Origin of the sequence: Robertmurraya mesotrionivorans, assembly GCF_050971805.1 — a bacterium.
Taxonomy (GTDB): Bacteria; Bacillota; Bacilli; order Bacillales; family Cytobacillaceae; genus Robertmurraya_A.
This window is the reverse complement of record NZ_JBPCCH010000003.1, coordinates 93,494-114,089: the sequence shown is the minus strand read 5'-3', so window position 1 is coordinate 114,089 and position 20,596 is coordinate 93,494. Positions and strand designations below refer to the sequence as shown.

Sequence of the window (20,596 nt, the reverse complement as noted above, 5' to 3'; positions counted from 1 at the left end):
CCCTCGGAATGAAAAGATAAACATAGTGCTCTAATATCGAGCACTATGTTTACACCAAATGTATGTAGGGAGGGGCAGTAATGAACGTAACGAAAAAGCAACAAACGAAGCATTATTCTCTAAATGAACAACCTATAATGAGTATGAAGGGTGTAACAAAGCAGTTTTCTGGTGTGAAGGTGTTACAAAACGTTGATATTGAGCTTTTTAAAGGGGAAGTTCATGCATTAATGGGTGAGAATGGTGCAGGGAAATCTACTTTAATGAAAATAATGGCAGGTGTGTACCAACCTGATGGCGGATCGATTATCTACAAAGGTGAAGAAGTGCGGTGGAATCATCCCATGGATGCTAGAAGCAAAGGTATTAGTGTTATTCATCAAGAGATAAGTTTATCGCCCAACTTATCGATTGGAGAAAATATATTAATGGGTACCTCGTTAAAGAAAAATAGAATGGGTTTAATTAGCTGGAACGATATTTATGAAAAAGCTGAAAAAGTTTTAACTTCCATTGGTTCTTCATTGGATCCTCGAGCGGATGTTAGTTCATTAAGTGTCGCTCAACAACAAATGGTGGAGATTGCTCGTGCATTATCACTTAACTCAGAAATATTAATTATGGATGAACCAACCGCCTCTCTAACAGATAAAGAAATAGAGAAGCTTTTTATAATCATAGACGAATTAAAAAGAAAAGGTGTTGCGATCGTTTACATTTCCCACCGAATGGACGAAATTTTTAAAATTTCCAATCGTTTTACCGTACTTCGAGACGGTCGCTTGGTCACGAGCGGTCCAATATCGGAAACAAATCCTACGCATTTAGTAAAACTTATGGTAGGACGAGAATTAAATGAGCTGTTTGTAAGAGAGAGAAGCGAAAATGATACAGGAGCGAAGAATCAACAACCAGTACTCGAGTTGAAAGGTGTCTCCGACAAAAAAATCGTGAAAAATGTCTCGTTGAAAATTTATCCTGGGGAAATTGTTGGTTTAGCAGGACTTGTTGGAGCTGGAAGAACTGAACTGGTGAGGACCATCTTTGGTTTATCCGAACGGTCAGAGGGTCAAATTATCATGGACGGAAAGTCTGTTCAGATAAGGAACCCAATTGATGCGATGAAGCTCGGGATCGCCCACGTACCTGAAAGCAGGAAAGAACAGGGTTTATTACCGAATCTATCAGTCAAAGAAAATATCATGATGGCACAATACCCCCTGTACCGTAAATTTAGGATTTTGCAATATAAGAAAATCAACCGTGAAGCGGATCGCTATATTGAAGAACTTGGAGTCAGAACGGCATCAAAAGAACAAAACGTAATGGGCCTTAGCGGTGGAAATCAACAGAAAGTCGTTATAGCAAAATGGCTATCCATTGGTCCAAAGGTACTGCTGCTAGACGAGCCTACACGAGGGGTAGATATAGGTGCGAAAACAGAGATTCATAAAATTATTAATCAACTAGCTGAAAAAGGACTTGCTGTATTGATGATTTCTTCTGAATTACCCGAAATACTTGGAGTAAGTGATCGGATCGTAGTGATGCACGAAGGCAGACTAAGAGCCGAACTGTCTCATGCGGAAGCAACACAGGAAAAAATAATGTTCTATGCTACAGGAGAGGTTAAATGATGAATATTAATGTACAATCTACTAGTCCAACAGTAGTTACATTCAAGGATCGTTCCAAACAAATATTTAATCAGCTGGGCATGTTAATCATTCTTGCTTTATTAATCGTAGTTATGAGTGTGATCGCACCAAATTTCACAGATTCAAGTAATATATTAAACGTATTGAAGCAAAGCTCAATCACTGCAATTCTTGCTGCTGGAATGACCGTTGTTATATTAACAGGTGGGATAGATTTATCTGTTGGATCAACTCTCGCTTTAAGCGGTGTAATATCTGTTTTACTTTCAAACGCAGGAGCTCCTGTTGTATTAGCGATGTTAGCTGGAGCTGGTGTTGGATATGTGGCTGGGGCGATTAACGGTTATTTAACAGCGGTAACCAAGCTACCTGCGTTTATCGTCACACTTGGTAGTATGACATATTTAAGAGGATTGGCGTATGTCATTACAGGTGGTTATCCCGTAGTTTTAGCATCAGAGAAGTTCAAGTTTATTGGAGCAGGTGAAATATTTGGTATACCTACTCCGATATATATCATGGCCATTGTTTATCTCATCATGTTTGTCGTCTTGAAATATACCATGTTTGGACGCCATGTCTATGCGATTGGCGGCAATGAAGAGGCTGCACATCTAACAGGAATTAAAGTGAATCGTACATTAATAAATGTCTACTCTATCAGTGGGTTACTTGCAGGTATTAGTGGAGTTGTTATGGCAGGACGCTTATTCTCAGGACAGCCGATGGTAGGTATAGCGTTTGAACTGGATGCGATTGCAGCTGTCGTTCTAGGTGGTACTAGTTTTGTAGGAGGACGCGGCAGAATACAAGGTACCATCATTGGGGTGCTAATTGTGGCTGTACTAACAAATGGAATGACCTTACTTAACGTAGATTATTACTGGCAACAAGTCGTAAAAGGGATAGTCATTGTCATTGCTGTTCTTCTTGATCGACTGCGTAGTAAAAATTAAGAATGGATGAAATAATGGTTGTAGAAAGGGATACATGCTACGTTTCTAATTAGGAACGTAGCTTTTTTGGTTTAATCATCCACTAATTTGGTCATAAAGAATAAAAAAGTGGATGTGATTACAATGGAAGAACATGAAGGGAATTTTGCGAGAGGATTTACTTGGGCTTTGGTGATTAGTCTTCCTATATGGATAGGGATTTTTGGGATTATTAAATTCATTTCAAAGTGATGATTGTCGTGTTTGAATTTTTTTAGATTTGGGTAAAGTCCAACACGTTAATCTAGGATAGGAGCGGTACATATGACGTTTATATCTAAGATTTTGTACAATTGGCATAGCTTTCGAATGAATTATCATTTTTTGTTAGTGGAAAGTTGTTTGGATTATGAACTGAAAAGTAAGCTAATAAAAAAATTTGAATATCATAAAGATAAGGCAATTCGGTTAAAACAAAATGGATAGCTTCTTTAGAATAGGGAAAATATATATCAGATATAACCTTTTCTAATGGAGGAGAGTAATGAAAAAAAAGATAACCATTATTGGTGGGGCGGGGACAATTGGTTCCATTTTATATAAGGGTCTTGCAGAGAAATATGAAATAGTCATTCTCGATAAAAAAGCTCCAAAAAAGGCTGATGAATTTATAGAAGTGGATGCTAGGAATGCTGAGATGTTATTAGAAAGCATTCCAAAAGATACGGATGCACTTATCAATTTACTCACGATTAAATCGGAAAACGATTTAGAGGACGTACAAGAGTTTCAACGTATGACCAATATACATTTGATATCTTCCTTTTTGGTGTTGCATGCTGCCATGACATTAGGTATTCCGAAGGTGGTGTATGCAAGCAGTAATCATACTACTGATACCTACGAGAAGAATGGTTTTTCTACATTAGGTAGAGAAATAACCACTAGTGATTATCCTTCTTCCCATGGATTATATGGGGTGTTAAAGTTTGCTTCCGAGCAAATTGGGTATTTAATATCCAAACAGTCAACAAATCTATCTATCATTAACTTACGGATTGGTAGTGTTCATCCTGATGAGCAAAAGGCGGTAAAGGATGACGATCGTCTACATCGGACCTTATTGTCGCATGCAGATACGATACAGCTTTTTGATTTAGCTATTCAATCTACCGTTCGATATGGGACCTACTACGGGGTATCAGATAATCCTGACAAACCCTGGTCATTGGAAAGTACTTATCGAGAGCTAGGTTTTATACCAAGGGTAAATTCATTACATATTAAAAAGAATGAATCTTAGTTTAATGGTTCCAATTTTTATTTTAGATTTTTTAGGCTTTTAAAGAAAAAAGATGCTACGATTAGCATCTTTTTTCTTACATTTGCAGCTGTTTTAACGCGAAAAACTAATGGTTTAACAGGTGCTTTAGTGGAAGGTCGCTTTTCTTGATTGTCTCAACAATTAAATGAGCTACAGCACGTGCGCCTTTATCATTAAAATGAGTATTATCTTGAACACCGTCAGGATAGTTTTCTGATTCGCCAGGCGATAAGTGTAAAAAGTAAGAAATGGATTCCTCTTCACCGATTGAATTCATCCATTCACAGGTTAGCTTATGAATATCTAGTGTAGGAACATGGTGTTTTTTTGCAAAGTGAAGCATCGCCTCTGGGTAGTCCCCAACTGATTTGGGATCAATCTTGTCTCCATTAAAGTATCTTCTAGTAACAGGAGTTAGTAATACGGGGTAAGCATTTGCCGAGTACGCCACGTCAATAAAATCATGCAGATTCTCTTGATAGTCTCTGTAAGGGTGCGTTCCTCTTTCAGTGTCTTCTATTTTTTGGTCATTATGTCCAAATTGAATGAGTAGATAATCTCCTGACTTGATGCTTTTCTTTATATTTTCCAAATGGCCTTCCCGAATAAAGGATTTTGTGCTTCTCCCATTGATTGCTCGATTATCCACTCGTACATGGTCCTTAAAGTAAGTTTGAAAAGCTTCACCCCAGCCAGATTCAGGACGTTTTTCTTGTAGTTTGCTAGAAGCAGTAGAATCCCCAGCTATATATATAGTGATTTTTCCATCCATGTTTTACTCCTCCTTTTACTGTTTATATTTATATGTATACGTTAACATTATTATGTTCCTTCAAAATTGTAGGAGATTTGATTGAATTAATTAGAAACTAAAAATATAAATTGAGTGAATGTTCAATTTATTGTGTTATAATGTTAACGTTAACATTTTATAGTGAAATCATATTAGTGTCAATTCTAGAAAAATTTAAAACTAAAAGCTCAGTTACACGGTTTATTTACTTATGGTAATATGTAGTAGATATTTTGAATTCAGGTCTAATATGAATGCTAAGAATGACAGCGCTTTCTCTACTGGCTTAGGAAAAAACCTATTAAAGGAGTGAACCTTTTGAGGAAATCAAGAGTGTTTTACAAACTGTTTATCCCGTTTTTCCTATTAGGAATAGGACTTGTAGTAGGATTCAGTATATATATCTATAATTCTACGTACAACTCAGTAGAGGAGAGCTTTTTAAAGGATAAGAAAAATTACACTAGGCAAATCTTAAACAATGTTGAACAAAAAGTGAGAACAATAGAATATGGATATACCGCTTACAGCTCAACATCTAATTTTGAACAAATCTTTATGCATCCCATGTCTGAAAAGGATTTTGAAACATTTCGTGATATAAAAAAGGAAATGAGCTACATAGAAATGATGGGGATTGAAGGGAGCAAATACAGTTTAATAAGCTTAGAGCAGGAATGGGGCATAGTTGATGGTTCATTAAAAAGGCTAACCACTAGTCAAATTACGGATTTTAAAGATACCTATATTTCTGCTAATACCAATGGACTTTTTTGGAAACCTACAGAATCAGGTATTGAAATGGTAATGGCTCTTCCTATGTATAAAAAAGAGAAGTTTGCTTTAGGCATTTCCAAAATTCCAAGAAGGAGTATTAATGAGATTGTTGGTGACAAAAACAATTTGGTTGAAATTTATAATAGAAAAGATCAACTGCTTTATTCTAATAAGTTGAAGGATAGCGAAGTGACAACAGAAATATTTCATCAATTTAAAGAAGTGGCAAAGAGTAGCAAAAGTCCTGATGTGCTAACAACTGAAAATGGAAAGAAATATGTATTTATGCAGTCCGAATACAATCAATGGTTATATGTTGTGGAAATCGATGAAAATGAGATTGGTAGCATTATTCATAATACAAGAGTAGGTCTATGCATAGTTTCAGCTTTCTTAATTTTGTTGGTCGGTATCATTTCTTATTTATTATCTGAGTCTTTCTCACGCCCAATAAAGAAAATACAGGAAAAATTAGCCGTTCATGGCGCAGATCCTAAACAAAATGAACTTTTGCTCTTGGCAGACTCTGTAGACAAAATAGTTGGACAAAATGAGATTTTGACTAATAACTTATCCATGCAAAAACCACAACTAGAGACCTTATTTGTTTTAAGCTTATTTAGAAAGCGTATATCCGAAATGGAAGTGATGAATCGTTTAGAACAACTTGGACATCGATTTAAGGAGGAAAAGGTATTTTATACAGGCTTGATTCAGATGGACAACATGGAAGATCAGCAAGTAGGGGATAAAAATCTGTTTTTATTGGCCATTAATAATATGGTAGAAGAGTTCGTACCAAAAGAAGAGCGTCTCATACCGATTGTATTAAATGATGAAATGCAAGCAACCATTTTTATATTAAATAAAAACGATGAAGAAGCTGAGCGGCGCATCATAAAATATTACGAAAACATTCAGGCTGCTGTTAAGAAGTCTCTTAACATGGTCATAAGTGTTGGAATTAGCCCTGAATATGATTCTTTAATAGATAGTAAAAAAGCGGTTGATTTAGCCAAAGAATCTCTTCATTACCGAGTGAACGTTGGTCCTGAGTCAATCATTTTTTATAACGATATTGCTTCTATGCTAAATGAAGCTTCTATATCAAAATTTCCTGTGGAATTGCTAAATGAGTTATTGAATGCGATTCGTTCAGGGGATGAGGAGGACGTGATGCGCATCGTTGACCTCCTTGTAGAAGAGATATTCCGCTTAAATAAAAACCCTATTAGTTTGGGTGTAACATTAATAAGAGTGATAAACGAGCTCGTACAATTAGGACAGCTTCTAGGTGCTGAATCAAAAATCTTTGAAAATATAAAGAAACTTTACCAAACAGCTATCAATGCGTATTATCCTGAAAAGATAAAGGAAATGTTAATTCATGATTTGATTAAACCAGTGATTATTAGTACTCACGATAAAACGGAAAGAGGGTTTAAATCACTTTCTGACAAAATCGCCTATATTGTCCAAACCGAATTCGATCAGGAGATTTCCCTTGAAATAATTGCGGAACGCTTGCATTATAATCCAAACTACTTAAGTAATGTTTTTAAAAAGGAGCACGGAGAAAATTTTGTTGATTACTTAATGAACTATCGGCTACAAATGGCGCAAACTTGGCTAAAGGAAACAGATCTGGCTGTAAAGGATATTGCCGAACGGCTGCAATACAGAAATTCTCAGAATTTTATTCGTTTCTTTAAAAAGAAATTAGGTATCACTCCTGGTGATTATCGTAAGGAATATACTCACTAAAAGAGACGGAATTTTCTATCTACTATCTATTTTCCCATATAGAAAAGCTTCTGTTGGTAGCAGAAGCTTTTTTATCATTTCTTATCCTTTTACAGACCCTACGAGAGCACCTTTAACGAAGTACTTTTGAACGAAAGGATATGCAATTAACATAGGAACTGTAGCGATAACAATAACAGCCATCTTTATCGTTTGAGCAGGTGGTACGACGTCTACAGAAGAGCCTTCTGCTTGCATACCACTTGATACGATAACAATTTGGCGAAGTAATACCTGTATCGGCCATTTGGTAGAGTCATTTATATAAAGAATCGCTGTCATATACGTATTCCAATATGTGACAGCATAAAACAAGGAAATGGTTGCAATGGATGGGAGAGCGAGTGGTAGCATGATTTTAAGGAAGACACCAAAATCTGAGCAGCCATCCATTTTTGCCGATTCCTCCAAACTATCCGGTAGGGCTTGGAAAAAGTTTCTCATGATTATTAGATTAAAAGCGTTAATGGCAACCGGTAATATTAATGACCAATAGGAATCAATTAAACCGACTGATTTAACCACTAGGAAGGTTGGAATCATTCCCCCGCTAAACAGCATTGAAAAAACAACAATAAAATTAAAGAAGTTTCTTCCGAGTAAATATTTACGAGATAACCCGTAAGCCATTAATGAAGTTAGAACCATACTAACTAGAGTACCAACTCCTGTTACTCCAATAGAAACCGCAAGAGATTTAAAAATGGTAGGTGTTGATAATATATAGCGATAGGCATCCAATGAAAAGGTGGTTGGAAATAAAATAAACCTCTTAGCGACAACTTCTTGGGTGGATGCAAAAGAACTGGAGATCACATTTACAAATGGAAGTAAGCAAGCGAGAGCGATGATGACTAATATGCTTCCATTTATTATAGGAAACAATCCACCTCCTTTCTTTTTTCTTTGATTTTTAAACTTCTCCATACAAATCCTCCTCCAATGATAGATAACTAATGATTTATATTATAGATACTCCTAACGTAACATCAGCTGTTCATTCCGTATATAATCAGTATCCCACAACTAAATAACCAGAAAGAAAACGCTTACTTTTATTATTAGTAATCCTAGACTATAAAAAGCTATCATTCTAGTGGATTGTAAGGTTAGAAACACGGATAACAAGCTATTTTGTAAGCGTAATCATAAAATGATTATGTACGTAATTTATTCATTTAAGTATGCTTAGAGCAAGAAAGGAAAAAATCGTATCAAAGGGGGATAAAAATGGAAGGTGCTGTGAAGCAGGAAGATCATTCTTTACCAATATTGTCTTCAAAGCAGCAAAAAATTCTAAAGAGACGAAAACTCTTTGCGGGTATGAAAACGAATAAAATCCTATATCTTATGATTTTTCCTGGAGTACTCTACTTTCTTATCTTTAAGTACTTACCAATGGCAGGTCTTATTATTGCGTTTCAAGATTATCAGCCGTACTTAGGAATCTTTGGAAGTCCATGGGTTGGATTTAAACATTTTATTCGTTTATTTACAGAACCAACGTTTTTTATGTTATTAAGAAATACGTTAATTTTGTTCGCATTGAATCTAATCATTTTTTTTCCGCTACCAATCATTGTTGCACTCATGTTGAATGAAGTCAGGAACAAGTACTTTAAGGCAGGAATTCAAACAATCATTTACATTCCTCACTTTATGTCCTGGGTAATCATTGTTTCCATCAGTTTTATTTTTTTAAATGTTGATGGGGGAATTATTAATGAGTTCTTAGCTTTAATAGGCTTAGAGAAAATTAGTTTTTTAACTTCACCTGATTGGACAAGAACCGTGTATATTAGCCAAATTATTTGGAAGGAATTGGGATGGTCTACCATCATTTATTTAGCCGCTATTACAGCAGTTGATACCCAATTATATGAAGCGGCTGAAATGGATGGGGCCGGACGTCTTCGTAAAACCTGGCATGTTACCTTGCCTGCGATTCGCTCAGTAATTATTACCCTATTAATCTTGAAGATTGGTAGCACCTTAGATTTAGGTTTTGAGCATATGTATCTTTTGCTAAACTCACTAAACCGCAGTGTAGCAGAAATTTTTGATACGTATATTTACACTGCAGGGTTAAAAAACGGTCAACTTAGTTTTAGTACGGCAGTGGGTTTATTTAAAGGAATTGTTGGTTTGATTTTAGTGATTCTGTCGAATAAGTTAGCGAAGAAATTCGGGGAAGATGGTGTGTATTAGATTGAGTAGGAGAGGGTAACCATGCTGAAATCAGTTGAAAAAGTAAATCATATCTTTAATACCATCCTGAATCTCGTTTATCTGAATATCTTATGGAGTGTCTATACTTTATTAGGATTGATTATATTCGGAATTGGCCCCTCTACTTACGCCTTAGTTAGCATTTGCAGACAATGGATACGCGGTAACCAAAATATACCCGTTTTCAAAAGCTATTGGAAGTATTACAAAGAGTGCTTTAAGGATTCTGTTGTAATCAGTTGGGTGTATCTATTAGCTGGTTTCGTATTGGTAGTCGATTTACAGTATGTAACTAACTGGTATGCAAGGGTTGCCTTATTTGTGATTAGCTTTATGTATTTGTTATCACTAGTTTATATTTTTCCTATTATGGCTCATTACAGCTGGAAGGGAATTTTATTAAAAATAAAAATGTCTTTTTTGTTTGGTTTGGCGTGCATGCAATACTCGCTTGTATTAGGTGTAGTGATTGTCGTAATTTATGGGGCAGCAACTAATTTTTTTCCAGGCATTCTTACCTTTTTTGGTATAAGCTTTCTATTCTATTTAATTACTTGGACGTCTAATCAAGTGTTTACAAGAATGGAATCAGTAAATGGAAAAGAGCTAGAGGGGAATATAAGTAATCAAATTGCAAAGGAGAATAGGGATGAAAAAAAGCAGGGTATCAAAGTTAGCTAGTATTAGTTTGGCAAGCATGTTATTTATGGCAGGTTGCAGTGATTCAGCTTCCAACACCAAAACCTCTGAGGGAGAGAAGGATAAAAACAGTAAAACTGAAATTACGTGGTTAAACATTTTGCATACCGCATCTCCTCCCACTGACACGGTACTAGACCTTATTGAGCAAAAAACGAATACAGAAATTAACTTTTCATGGATACCTGACGCATCAAAGGAAGAACGTCTTAACACAGCATTAGCTTCTGATTCATTAGCAGATATTGTAACATTAACGATCTTAGAGAACTCCTCTGTTCGAAATGCATTAAAATCAGGAATGTTCTGGAATGTAGAAGATTATTTAGACGAGTACCCAAATCTCAAAGCGATTTCAGAAGATACACGTAAATCAGCATCAATTGAAGGAAAGCTTTATGGGATTCCTTTTCAAAAGGATTTAGCTAGAAATGGTGTGGTTATTAGAAAAGATTGGTTAGATAAAGTGGGGCTACCAGTTCCTAAAACAACGGATGAACTAATGGAAGTTGCGAAAGCGTTTACAGAAGAGGATCCAGATGGAAATGGAAAAAATGATACAACAGGATTTATGGATCGAAGTGATTTGATATATGGTGCATTTAAAACACTAGGTTCCTATTTTGGGACCCCTACGAATTGGCAAGTGGATAGCAAAGGAAACTTTACTGCTGAGTTTGAAACCGATGAATACATTGAGACGATGGATTACATGAAGGAACTATATGAAAACGGTTGGATTAACAAGGATTTTGCTGTAACAGCTAAAACCGATCAACAACAAAATTTTGCACAAGGTAAAGCTGGTATTTATGTAGGAGCTTTGTTTGATGCAAAGAATCTGCAAACAATGGCAGAGGGAATCCAGGATCAGATGGAATTAGCGTTAGTAAACGATATGGTTTCAGATTCTAACCCTGAAAGAGCCATTTGGTCTGCTGGAAATGGAATTGGTGGTTTAATAGCCTTCCCTCGTACAGAGGTAGAGGATGAGGCAGAGTTAAAAAGAATCTTACAATTCGTTAACGATTTATTAGATCCAGAAATCTATACCCTCATGACTTATGGAGTAGAAGATACGCATTACAAGCTTAATGAAGAAGGTGCATATGAAATTATTAACCAGGATTTATGGCAGCAAGAGGTTCAGCCATTTGCAGCATCTCGTCCAAAAGAAACGGGATATGGACTAAAAGATCCTAACCCAATTAAAACGGAAGCAGATGAAAAGATCGCCGAAAACGCTAAATATGCGGTTTTAAACCCTGCCTTTCCACTAGAATCACCAACCTTCACTACCCAAGGATCTGAATTACAAAAGATTATTACGGATGCAACTTATCGCTATATCTTAGGTGAAATTTCCCTTGATGAATTTAAGCAATCGGTTAAGAGCTGGGATGAACAAGGGGGAAAAGCGATAAAAGAGGAATATAAAGAAGCTTACAAAGAAGCAAAATAATCAGGATGGAGGTTTTTCTATTAAATAATTGTTTAATAGAGAATACCTCCATTCTACATCTTAAACCTGTGAAGGTACTGAAACATAAAGAATAGGAGTTTGGTAATTATGAATTGGTCCGTTCGAACAGCGAGCTCAATTATGGAAAGGTGTCCTCGTCTTTATGAGAACAGAGGATACAATGGAAAATGGTCCTATGATTATGGAGTAATCCTAAAGGGATTTGAGAGAGTTTGGAATGTAACGGGTGAAGAAAAGTACTTTACTTATATTAAAGAAAACATGGACTATTTTGTACAAGATGATGGGTCAATAAAAGGGTATCGATTGGACGAATATAATATCGATCATATTAATAATGGAAAAATGTTATTTGTCTTATATAAAGAAACCGGAGAGGAAAAGTACAAAAAAGCTGCTGAGTTATTGCATAAACAGCTACGGTCACACCCTAGAACCTCTGAAGGGGCGTTTTGGCACAAACAAATTTATCCTTATCAGATTTGGTTGGACGGTCTGTACATGGGATCTCCTTTTTATGCGGAGTTTCTAACAACGTTTGCGAACGGAGAGGGTCTCGAGGACGTTATTCAACAGTTCCAGATTAGCTATCGGCATTTACTAGATAAAGAGACCAATCTTTTGTATCACGCTTGGGATGAGAAAAAAGTTCAGCCATGGGCAGATCAACATACAGGGTTGTCAGAGAACTTTTGGGGAAGGTCCATGGGATGGTATTTGTTAGCAATCGTTGACACATTAGAGATTATCCCAAAGGAGACAAAAGGGCGGGATTTTCTTGTGGAAATTCTTAATCGAACACTGCAAGCACTAGTAAACTATCAAGATCCAGCAAGCGGTGTATGGTATCAAGTAACAGATAAAGCAGGTGAAAAAGGAAATTATTTAGAAGCTTCCTGCAGCAGTATGTTTGTATGTGCAATAGCAAGAGGGATACGTCTTGGAGTACTTGATCGACAAGAATGGCAGGAACAATTAGTAAAATCCCATCAAGGATTATTGGACGAATTTGTCTTACTAACAAAGGAAGGTTGGATTAATCTTAATAAAAATTGTCAGGTTGCTGGTCTAGGTGGAGAAGACCGTCGTGATGGAACTTACACGTATTACATTAGTGAGCCGGTTATTTGTAATGACCAAAAAGGTTTAGGGGCATTTTTGCAGGCTTTGGCCGAGTTTGAAGAAGTAATGAATAAGGAGTAAAAAAATGACAACTTATCATATTTCAACTTATGGTGCAGTAAGTGATGGAAGCTTATGTACGGAGCAGATTCAAAGGGCCATAGATGAAGCTTATGCAAATGGTGGGGGACAAATCGTTATTCCTGCAGGAGAATACGTAACAGGTGCATTATTTTTAAAGGATCATATTAATCTGCACTTATCACCAGGTGCAACGTTGAAATTTTCGGATCAACAGATGGACTATCCAGTCGTCATATCGCGTTGGGAAGGGGTAAAACGGAAAGTATATGCTTCCTGTTTATATGCAGAGGATGCAAAAAATATTTCTATAACAGGTTTTGGTACCATCGATGGGAATGGAAGAAACTGGTGGAAACTTTTCCGAAATGAACAAGAAAAGCTTGATTATCCGAGGCCAAAATTAATTAGTTTTGACGGATGTGAACACATCATAATAAGAGATGTTAGGTTGCTCAATTCACCGAGCTGGACTGTAAATCCGATTCGATGTCAGGATGTCACCGTTGACAATGTATCGATTTTGAATCCGGCGGACTCTCCAAATACAGATGGGATAAACCCTGAATCGTGTACGAATGTAAGAATTAGCAACTGCCATATTGATGTAGGAGACGATTGCATTGCGATCAAATCTGGTACAGAAGATACGGAAGAAAGAGTTGCCTGTGAGAACATCACCATTACCAACTGTACGATGGTCCATGGTCATGGAGCGGTTGTACTCGGTAGTGAAATGAGTGGGGATATTCGAAATGTAACCATAAGTAACTGTACTTTCCAGGATACAGACAGGGGGATTCGTCTGAAGTCTCGTCGAGGACGTGGCGGTGTGGTTGAAGACATACGTGTGGACAATATTGTTATGGAGCGGGTAATCTGTCCATTTATTATAAACCTATATTATTTTTGTGGACCTCGAGGAAAAGACAAATATGTTTGGGATAAAAATCCATATCCAATAACTGATGATACACCGATGTTTAGAAGGATTCACTTTGCTAATATAACAGCCCGGAATGTTCATGCATCTGCGGGTTTTATCTACGGGCTAGCTGAACAATTTGTCTCTGAAATAACGTTTAACAATATTGATATTTCCATGTCAGAAAATGCGATACCAGGGAAACCAGCGATGATGGCAGGAATAGAAGATATGAGTAATCGCGGGTTTTACGTAGGATTTGCGAAAGATATTCTATTTAATCGAGTAACGATTGAGAATCATAAAGGTCCGGCTTTTCATATCGAATATAGTGAGGACGTTGAGGTATTTCATTGCAAATCGAAAAATACAAGAGCAGAAGAACTGTTGATAAAGGAAATAGAAGTGAAATGATAGAGGCAAGAAGAGGACATCTTTTAGAGCTTTTAGGAGAACGTTCGAAACCCAAGGAGGTTTTGGCAAAAGTACTTCAAGTGGAAACAAAACCAGGCTATGAGTTAGAACATTTGATGCTACATGCAAATGACATGGAAACGGTACCTGCCTATTTAGCAAAACCTTTGCATGCGCATGGTCCTTTACCCGTTGTTATCTATAATCACTCTCATGGTGGAAACTTTGAGCTCGGCAAGGAAGAGCTGTTATCAAGCAGTAGTTATTTACAAAGTCCTCCATTTGTTGAAGAGATTACGGGACTCGGATATGCTGTTTGTTCCATTGATATGTGGGGATTTAATCAAAGAAAAGGGAAACAGGAAAGTGAATTGGTAAAGGAAATGCTATTAAACGGTGAAACTTTGTGGGGAATGCGTATATTCGATAATATGAGCCTAATAGATTACCTAGAAACTCGACCAGATATAGATTGTAATAGGATGGCAACGATTGGAATGTCTATGGGTGGCTTGATGAGCTGGTGGTTATCAGCATTAGATGAACGGATAAAAGTAACGGTAGATATGGCAGCGCAGGTCCATTTAGAAACCCTAATGAAAAAGAGAGGGTTAGATCATCATGGTTTCTATTATTATGTACCTGGGTTTTTAAAGTATTTTTCTACATTAGCTGTTCAAGAAATGATTGCCCCAAGACCAAGGCTCAGCATGATCGGTAAGGACGATCGGATGTGCCCAATAGATGGAGCCGAATGGTTAGATGAACAATTGAGAAAGACCTATAAAGAGCAAGATGTTCATAATAATTGGGAATGTCGAATCCTTACGGGAGGACATCAAGAGACAAAGGAAATGAGAGAAGAATGGAAAACTTTCCTAAAGAAGCATCTGTAAGCTTTGTTAAGCATGTAGTTGTCGGAAAACGTGGCATATGCGATTTTACTAGTATACAAGAGGCAATAGATAGTTGTAGTTCAGTGTTTGGGCCAATTAAAATCACCGTTTTAAGTGGTGACTATTATGAAAATATAAGCTTATATCAATCCAATATTTTCTTAAAAGGTATCGGTACGGTAAAGGTGATTGGCAATCGATACGCTTTACAAAAAGATGAGTATCAAAGGGAAATAGGGACCTTTTTAACGGCAACACTCTTTATCAACAGTGAAAATATTACATTGGAAAATATCGAAATTATCAATAATGCGGGACCAGGTGAAGAGGTGGGGCAGGCCGTTGTTTTGTACAATGAAGGAAACCAAATCACCTTTAAGAATTGTTCCTTTAGAGGGTATCAGGACACCGTGTGTCTGGGCCCTTTGCCAGACTTTCAAAAGAATGGTCAGTGCTTTTCAACTCCAAATATAAAAACGAAATATCAAGATAATATATGTCACTTTATTGATTGCTTAATAGAAGGAACCGTTGATTTTATATTTGGCGGGGGAGAGGCACTCTTCAAAGACTGTGAAATTAAGTCATTAAAAAGACCACAAAACAAAGAAGGATATATTACAGCAGCTTCCACTTCCAAGGAGAAAAATGGCTTTACCTTTTATGGTTGCTACATTACATCAGAGACGGATGTGAACAATGTGTTTTTAGGGAGACCATGGCGTCCCTACTCAAAAACGGCATTTATTAATTGTTTCATAGGATCACATATTCATGAGGATAGATGGAGTGATTGGGGAAACCCCTCGAATAGAAGCACAGTATCGTACAGAGAGGAGAAAAATAAATATCAGTTAAAAAAGATGAAAACGATCGATTGGATTCAGTTGATAGAGTAGATTCAAAGGGAAGGGACCAAAGAGTATGAAGAGAAAATGGGAAGTAATCATAGGATTAATAGGAGCCATACTATGCGTTATTATGTTAGGTGGGTTTTCATTGACAATCACAACGATGGAGGAAGGTACTTTCGCAGAATCGGTTTTTCCGACATTGCAAGAAGGTGTGTCAATCAATGACCTTTCTGAGAGCTTTGAAGCAATGAAAGCGTTAGCCGTATGGTTTGGAATAACGCTGTTGATCGTACTGATTACCGTTGTTATAGCCACTCTTTCGATTTGGAGAAACAAATTTCCTAAAAGAGCTGCTATATTTTTTCTATTAGCAGGCTTAGCAACCTTAATCGGTACTCAAATGATTGCTTTCCCGATCGCCTTTTTCTTTTTTGTAGCATCTGGATTATGCTTTTTTAGAAAACTGATTGATAAGGAGCTAGATTATGTACCGAACAAAGATTGTTAATCCCATTTTACGAGGTTTTAATCCGGATCCATGTATCGTAAAGGCGGAGGATACTTATTATATTGTTGTGTCCTCATTTGAATGGCTTCCAGGAGTTCGGGTGTATCAATCAAAGGATTTAGTAAACTGGGAACATGAAACAGATATTCTTACAAATCAAATAGACTTACGTGGAAATCCAAAAAACGGTAGCATTTGGGCACCGCAGATTAGTTACTATGGCGGGGTGTTTTACCTTGTCTATACTGATGTGAAAAGTACAAACCGTCCATTTAAGGATAGCCATAATTACTTAATCACTGCTCCGAGTATAAAAGGACCATGGTCTATTCCGGTTTATTTAAATAGTAGCGGATTTGATCCGTCCCTTTTTCATGATAGTGATGGTCGGAAATGGCTATTAAATGAAATATGGGATTATCGAATGACTACGGGGAATAAGTCAGCAGGTGTGGTTCTCCAGGAATTTGATGAGGTGCAACAGAGTTTGGTTGGACCAGTCTATAAAATTTTTGATGGAACAGAATTGGCAAAAACAGAAGCTCCCCATATATACCGTTATGGAGATTATTATTATTTACTCACAGCAGAAGGAGGTACAGGTTCTGGACATTCGGTTACTGTTTGCCGAGCAAAAGAGATTACAGGACCATATGAATTAGATCCGAACTATCCGATGTTAACAGCTAGTGATAAACCTCAATCCCCATTGCAATGCTCGGGCCACGGGAGTATTATTCAATCGCCACTCGGGAATTGGTATATGGTGTATTTATGTACTCGTCCGTTACTCGGAAAAGCCGCGATACTGGGACGCGAAACCGCAATTCAGGAAGTGTATTGGACCGAAGAAGGGTGGCTTAGATTAGTAGACGGTGGGAATGGACCATCGGTTGAAACAGAAATCATTACTGACAAACCAACGATACAAACAATGAAAACTGACTTCCGAGATGATTTTACAGATGTTCTTAACAAAGAGTGGAATTCTTTACGCATTTTAGCGGATGATTCTTGGTGTGATTTAAAGAGTCGTAAAGGCTATTTGCGTATAATGTCAGGTGATTCCATCCAATCCTTGTTTGACCATCACGTTTTAGCGATTCGTCAAAGAGATTTCTGTTTTCATGCGTTAACGAAAATAGACTATACCCCAAAAACCTATAATCAAATGGCCGGATTACTGTTGTATTTAAATGATAGTAATTATCTTTATGCATACTTAACTTATGATGAGGACCAAGGTCGTGTCATTCGATTGATGCAATGCAAAGATGGGGAATTTACTCTTTTCCCAATCATCACTCCACTAGAGGCTGGGGAGGTAGAGCTAAAGGTTGAGGTGGATGGATCGATTGGTAGATTTTACTACCGAATGGAAGGTGAAGCTTCTTGGCTGGAAATGGGAAGTCCTCTGGAACTTTTATTTTTAGCAGGAGGATTCACGGGTAATTTTGTCGGAATTGCTGTTCACGATATGGATCAGAAAGCTGGTTCCTATGCTGATTTCGATTATTTCGAATATCACGGCTTAGATAGATTGCAAGATTAATAGAATTTAGTTAAAAATCATGGATTTAAGTAGATGATGAATGTATGAAACTAGAGTCACTCAAAAAAAAGAAAATCCAGGCCTCTCTATTAACCATGGTCTTAGCTATATCAACTTTTGTTATACCCCAAACGAACCAAAAGACGAATATCGTTCATGCGACTAATCATCACGCGGAGAGTGTTCTGGCATTTCCGGGTGCGGAAGGTGGGGGACGTTATACTTCCGGCGGACGCTATGGTGATATCTATATCGTTACTACGTTAGAGGATTATTCATTAGGTGAAAAAGCCATTAAAGGATCTTTACGTGATGCTGTAAGTAAAGACAATCGTTTTATCGTGTTTCATGTATCGGGAGTCATTCATCTCAAAGAACCTCTCTCTTTGAAAAATAGAAAAAATGTAACGATAGCTGGTCAAACGGCCCCTGGAGATGGAATAACGCTAACAGGATACGAAACGAATATCAGTGACTCTGAAAATGTCATCATTCGTTACCTTCGCTTTCGTCCGGGTGCTGACAATGTGCACCAGGGAGACTCTATGGACGCCATTTGGGGAAGAAGTATGAAAAATGTAATGATCGATCATATATCAACGAGCTGGTCTACGGATGAGACGATGTCGTTGTACCGAGCAGAAAACATGACTGTTCAATGGTCGATTGTCGCTGAAAGTTTAGCCATGAGTGGTCACACCAAAGGCCGTCATGGGTACGGTGGAATATGGGGAGGAGTAAATACTACGTATCATCACAATCTGGTAGCTAATCATACTTCTCGTAATCCTCGATTAGGTGGAGGGACTGTAGAGGCAGATGACAACAACCATATCGGCTTATTCGATATAAGAAATAATGTTATTTACAACTGGGGTTTTAATACCGCATACGGAGGAGGTCGCTCTTATGCTAATTATATGAATAATTATATGAAAGCGGGATTGGGTACACGTACTAGTGTTGAGTCACGCGTAATTGATGCCGGGGAAAAAGACAAACCAGGTAAGTTTTACATTTCTGGAAATGTAATTGAAGGAAATGAGGAAGTATCCAACGATAATTCTAAAGGTATTTATGTATCTGAAAGTGCTGCCCCAACGACAGAGATTGTCACTGAAGAGTTTAAGATGGATGGAACTACTGAGGGAGCACTTCGAACAACCTCTGCTGAACAAGCATACAAAGAGGTTCTAGAAAAAGCAGGAGCAACCTATCCAAAACGGGATGCATTGGATGCAAGGATTATTAATGAGGTGAAGAATGATTCCGGTAGATTTGTGAATCGCCATGAGGAAGTAGGAGGACTTCCTTATGCTGAAACGATTTATTGGTCAGAAAATTTTGATAAAGATCAGGATGGGATATCAGATGATTGGGAGTTAAAAAATGGGTTAGATCCAAACAATGCGAATGATAGCAAAGCGTTATCAGCAGACCATAGTGGCTATACCAATATTGAAAAGTACGTTCATTCATTGATTGATATGGAAAATATACCAGAGTATCCTGAGGTTTCACTGACATCACCAACTAATAATCAGATTTTTAAAACAAGTGAATTGATTACAATTGAAGCAAATATAACAGCGAAGTCGGACATTGAAAAAGTAGAGTTCTATAATGGAGATCAGATGATTGATACCGTGACAAGTGAACCATATGTTACTCATACCTATCTTCCTGATGGAACGTATTATATATCTGCAAAAGTGACAGATAAAGCTGGTCACCAAACACAGGCAACGGCTTCCGTCATACATGTAAATACCGATAGTAACATACAGCAGTGGAAGTCTGTTGATATTGGAAATCCAGGGGTCCCTGGTCATACCTCTATTCAAAATGCTGTCATGACGGTTAAGGGTTCAGGGAAACTAGAAAAAAGCGACGATGATTTTCATTTTGCGTATCGTAACATGGCAGGAGACGGAGAATTAATTGCTAAAGTAAAAACAATAACACCTGTGGATCACCATGCCTTTGCGGGATTAATGATACGAGAGGGTCTTGAAAAAGATGCGAAAACAGTAGCCTTAGGCCTTTCTTATACAAAATCTTATTCGTGGAAGGAAAAGGACCCGCTAACAGGAAAAGAAACCACCTATTATAGAAATCCTTGGTCAGCTTATTTAGCCTCTCGTTATGAAGTAGGTGGGAACATGGACAAATTGGGTGAAAACCTTGATTCGCCAAGTAGCGCCATAGAATCGGGTGTTGCGTTACTAAATGATATACCTTTTAAAGATAAAGATCGTTCTCTTGGGTATTACCTAAAGCTGAAACGAACAGGGGATGTGTTCCGAGCAGAAGGATCCGTTGATGGGATCAACTGGACTCTTATCGGAGAACGAACAATAGATATGAATCAAAAGGTTTATATTGGGTTTGCTGTAGATGGGAACAAGGTTGATAATGAATTAAATAACTTAAATACAGCTACTTTTTCTCACGTGCAATTTACCTTTTCGAAAAATCAATAAGGGTTCTGACTGGTTCATTGTATATTTAATGAGTATTTCCCTCACACTACCTCTAGAAAT

At 37.3% G+C, this 20,596-nt stretch carries 16 protein-coding genes; 14 read left to right on the top strand and 2 right to left on the bottom strand.

Annotated elements, in window-relative coordinates:
- The first annotated feature begins 80 nt into the window (after positions 1-80).
- The 3 genes from ACRX5O_RS06980 (at position 81) to ACRX5O_RS06970 (ending at position 3,896) form a co-directional block, all read left to right on the top strand.
- Complete coding sequence (locus ACRX5O_RS06980) at positions 81-1,637, top strand: sugar ABC transporter ATP-binding protein (protein WP_433905300.1); 1,557 nt, start codon at positions 81-83, stop codon at positions 1,635-1,637.
- A complete protein-coding gene (locus ACRX5O_RS06975) occupies positions 1,637-2,614 on the top strand; it encodes an ABC transporter permease (RefSeq protein ID WP_433905527.1) in 978 nt (325 codons plus the stop codon). Before ACRX5O_RS06980 ends, ACRX5O_RS06975 begins: the two co-directional genes overlap by 1 nt.
- Positions 2,615-3,137: 523 nt before the next feature.
- Entirely contained in the window at positions 3,138-3,896 is a 759-nt protein-coding gene (locus ACRX5O_RS06970) for an NAD-dependent epimerase/dehydratase family protein (RefSeq protein WP_433905299.1), read from the top strand.
- Between the two features lie 106 nt (positions 3,897-4,002).
- Here ACRX5O_RS06970 and ACRX5O_RS06965 read toward each other — a convergent pair whose 3' ends face one another.
- Complete coding sequence (locus ACRX5O_RS06965; protein WP_433905298.1) at positions 4,003-4,689, bottom strand: rhamnogalacturonan acetylesterase; 687 nt, start codon at positions 4,687-4,689, stop codon at positions 4,003-4,005.
- A 330-nt stretch (positions 4,690-5,019) separates the two neighbouring features.
- Here ACRX5O_RS06965 and ACRX5O_RS06960 point away from each other — a divergent pair, with 330 nt between their 5' ends.
- Positions 5,020-7,251, top strand: coding sequence for a helix-turn-helix transcriptional regulator (locus ACRX5O_RS06960; protein ID WP_433905297.1), 2,232 nt, complete (start codon positions 5,020-5,022; stop codon positions 7,249-7,251).
- 81 nt (positions 7,252-7,332) lie between these two features.
- Here ACRX5O_RS06960 and ACRX5O_RS06955 read toward each other — a convergent pair whose 3' ends face one another.
- The gene (locus ACRX5O_RS06955; RefSeq protein WP_433905296.1) at positions 7,333-8,217 is read right to left on the bottom strand and encodes a carbohydrate ABC transporter permease; all 885 of its coding nucleotides are present in this window, start codon (positions 8,215-8,217) and stop codon (positions 7,333-7,335) included.
- Between the two features lie 396 nt (positions 8,218-8,613).
- On the opposite strand from ACRX5O_RS06955, the gene ACRX5O_RS06950 reads away from it, so the two are divergent.
- From ACRX5O_RS06950 to ACRX5O_RS06905, 10 genes are all read left to right on the top strand, one after another.
- Positions 8,614-9,498 carry an ABC transporter permease gene (locus tag ACRX5O_RS06950; protein WP_433905526.1) on the top strand — a complete coding sequence of 295 codons (885 nt, stop codon included), beginning with the start codon at positions 8,614-8,616 and terminating at the stop codon, positions 9,496-9,498.
- Between the two features lie 21 nt (positions 9,499-9,519).
- Positions 9,520-10,200 (top strand): YesL family protein, encoded by a 681-nt coding sequence (locus ACRX5O_RS06945; protein ID WP_433905295.1) that lies wholly within the window; start codon positions 9,520-9,522, stop codon positions 10,198-10,200.
- A complete protein-coding gene (locus ACRX5O_RS06940) occupies positions 10,169-11,680 on the top strand; it encodes an extracellular solute-binding protein (protein ID WP_433905294.1) in 1,512 nt (503 codons plus the stop codon). The genes ACRX5O_RS06945 and ACRX5O_RS06940 overlap by 32 nt, the downstream gene beginning before the upstream one ends.
- Before the next feature lie 108 nt (positions 11,681-11,788).
- Positions 11,789-12,904, top strand: a complete 1,116-nt coding sequence (locus ACRX5O_RS06935) for a glycoside hydrolase family 88/105 protein (protein ID WP_433905293.1) — start codon at positions 11,789-11,791, stop codon at positions 12,902-12,904.
- A 4-nt stretch (positions 12,905-12,908) separates the two neighbouring features.
- Complete coding sequence (locus tag ACRX5O_RS06930) at positions 12,909-14,243, top strand: glycoside hydrolase family 28 protein (protein ID WP_433905292.1); 1,335 nt, start codon at positions 12,909-12,911, stop codon at positions 14,241-14,243.
- Entirely contained in the window at positions 14,240-15,139 is a 900-nt protein-coding gene (locus ACRX5O_RS06925) for an alpha/beta hydrolase family protein (protein ID WP_433905525.1), read from the top strand. Before ACRX5O_RS06930 ends, ACRX5O_RS06925 begins: the two co-directional genes overlap by 4 nt.
- On the top strand, positions 15,109-16,038 hold the full coding sequence (locus ACRX5O_RS06920) for a pectinesterase family protein (protein ID WP_433905291.1): 930 nt from the start codon (positions 15,109-15,111) through the stop codon (positions 16,036-16,038). The genes ACRX5O_RS06925 and ACRX5O_RS06920 overlap by 31 nt, the downstream gene beginning before the upstream one ends.
- Before the next feature lie 25 nt (positions 16,039-16,063).
- Positions 16,064-16,501 carry a DUF4064 domain-containing protein gene (locus tag ACRX5O_RS06915; RefSeq protein WP_433905290.1) on the top strand — a complete coding sequence of 146 codons (438 nt, stop codon included), beginning with the start codon at positions 16,064-16,066 and terminating at the stop codon, positions 16,499-16,501.
- Positions 16,479-18,053: a glycoside hydrolase family 43 protein gene (locus ACRX5O_RS06910; RefSeq protein WP_433905289.1), complete on the top strand. Its 1,575-nt coding sequence runs from the start codon at positions 16,479-16,481 to the stop codon at positions 18,051-18,053. Before ACRX5O_RS06915 ends, ACRX5O_RS06910 begins: the two co-directional genes overlap by 23 nt.
- 44 nt (positions 18,054-18,097) lie before the next feature.
- Entirely contained in the window at positions 18,098-20,536 is a 2,439-nt protein-coding gene (locus ACRX5O_RS06905) for an Ig-like domain-containing protein (protein ID WP_433905288.1), read from the top strand.
- The last annotated feature ends 60 nt before the right edge of the window (positions 20,537-20,596 follow it).

Coding starts and splice junctions, on each gene's coding strand:
- ACRX5O_RS06980 (WP_433905300.1), top strand. CDS start 81: ATGAACGTAACGAAAAAGCAACAAACGAAGCATTATTCTCTAAATGAA.
- ACRX5O_RS06975 (WP_433905527.1), top strand. CDS start 1,637: ATGAATATTAATGTACAATCTACTAGTCCAACAGTAGTTACATTCAAG.
- ACRX5O_RS06970 (WP_433905299.1), top strand. CDS start 3,138: ATGAAAAAAAAGATAACCATTATTGGTGGGGCGGGGACAATTGGTTCC.
- ACRX5O_RS06965 (WP_433905298.1), bottom strand. CDS start 4,689: ATGGATGGAAAAATCACTATATATATAGCTGGGGATTCTACTGCTTCT.
- ACRX5O_RS06955 (WP_433905296.1), bottom strand. CDS start 8,217: ATGGAGAAGTTTAAAAATCAAAGAAAAAAGAAAGGAGGTGGATTGTTT.
- ACRX5O_RS06950 (WP_433905526.1), top strand. CDS start 8,614: ATGAAAACGAATAAAATCCTATATCTTATGATTTTTCCTGGAGTACTC.
- ACRX5O_RS06945 (WP_433905295.1), top strand. CDS start 9,520: ATGCTGAAATCAGTTGAAAAAGTAAATCATATCTTTAATACCATCCTG.
- ACRX5O_RS06940 (WP_433905294.1), top strand. CDS start 10,169: ATGAAAAAAAGCAGGGTATCAAAGTTAGCTAGTATTAGTTTGGCAAGC.
- ACRX5O_RS06935 (WP_433905293.1), top strand. CDS start 11,789: ATGAATTGGTCCGTTCGAACAGCGAGCTCAATTATGGAAAGGTGTCCT.
- ACRX5O_RS06930 (WP_433905292.1), top strand. CDS start 12,909: ATGACAACTTATCATATTTCAACTTATGGTGCAGTAAGTGATGGAAGC.
- ACRX5O_RS06925 (WP_433905525.1), top strand. CDS start 14,240: ATGATAGAGGCAAGAAGAGGACATCTTTTAGAGCTTTTAGGAGAACGT.
- ACRX5O_RS06920 (WP_433905291.1), top strand. CDS start 15,109: ATGGAAAACTTTCCTAAAGAAGCATCTGTAAGCTTTGTTAAGCATGTA.
- ACRX5O_RS06915 (WP_433905290.1), top strand. CDS start 16,064: ATGAAGAGAAAATGGGAAGTAATCATAGGATTAATAGGAGCCATACTA.
- ACRX5O_RS06910 (WP_433905289.1), top strand. CDS start 16,479: ATGTACCGAACAAAGATTGTTAATCCCATTTTACGAGGTTTTAATCCG.
- ACRX5O_RS06905 (WP_433905288.1), top strand. CDS start 18,098: ATGAAACTAGAGTCACTCAAAAAAAAGAAAATCCAGGCCTCTCTATTA.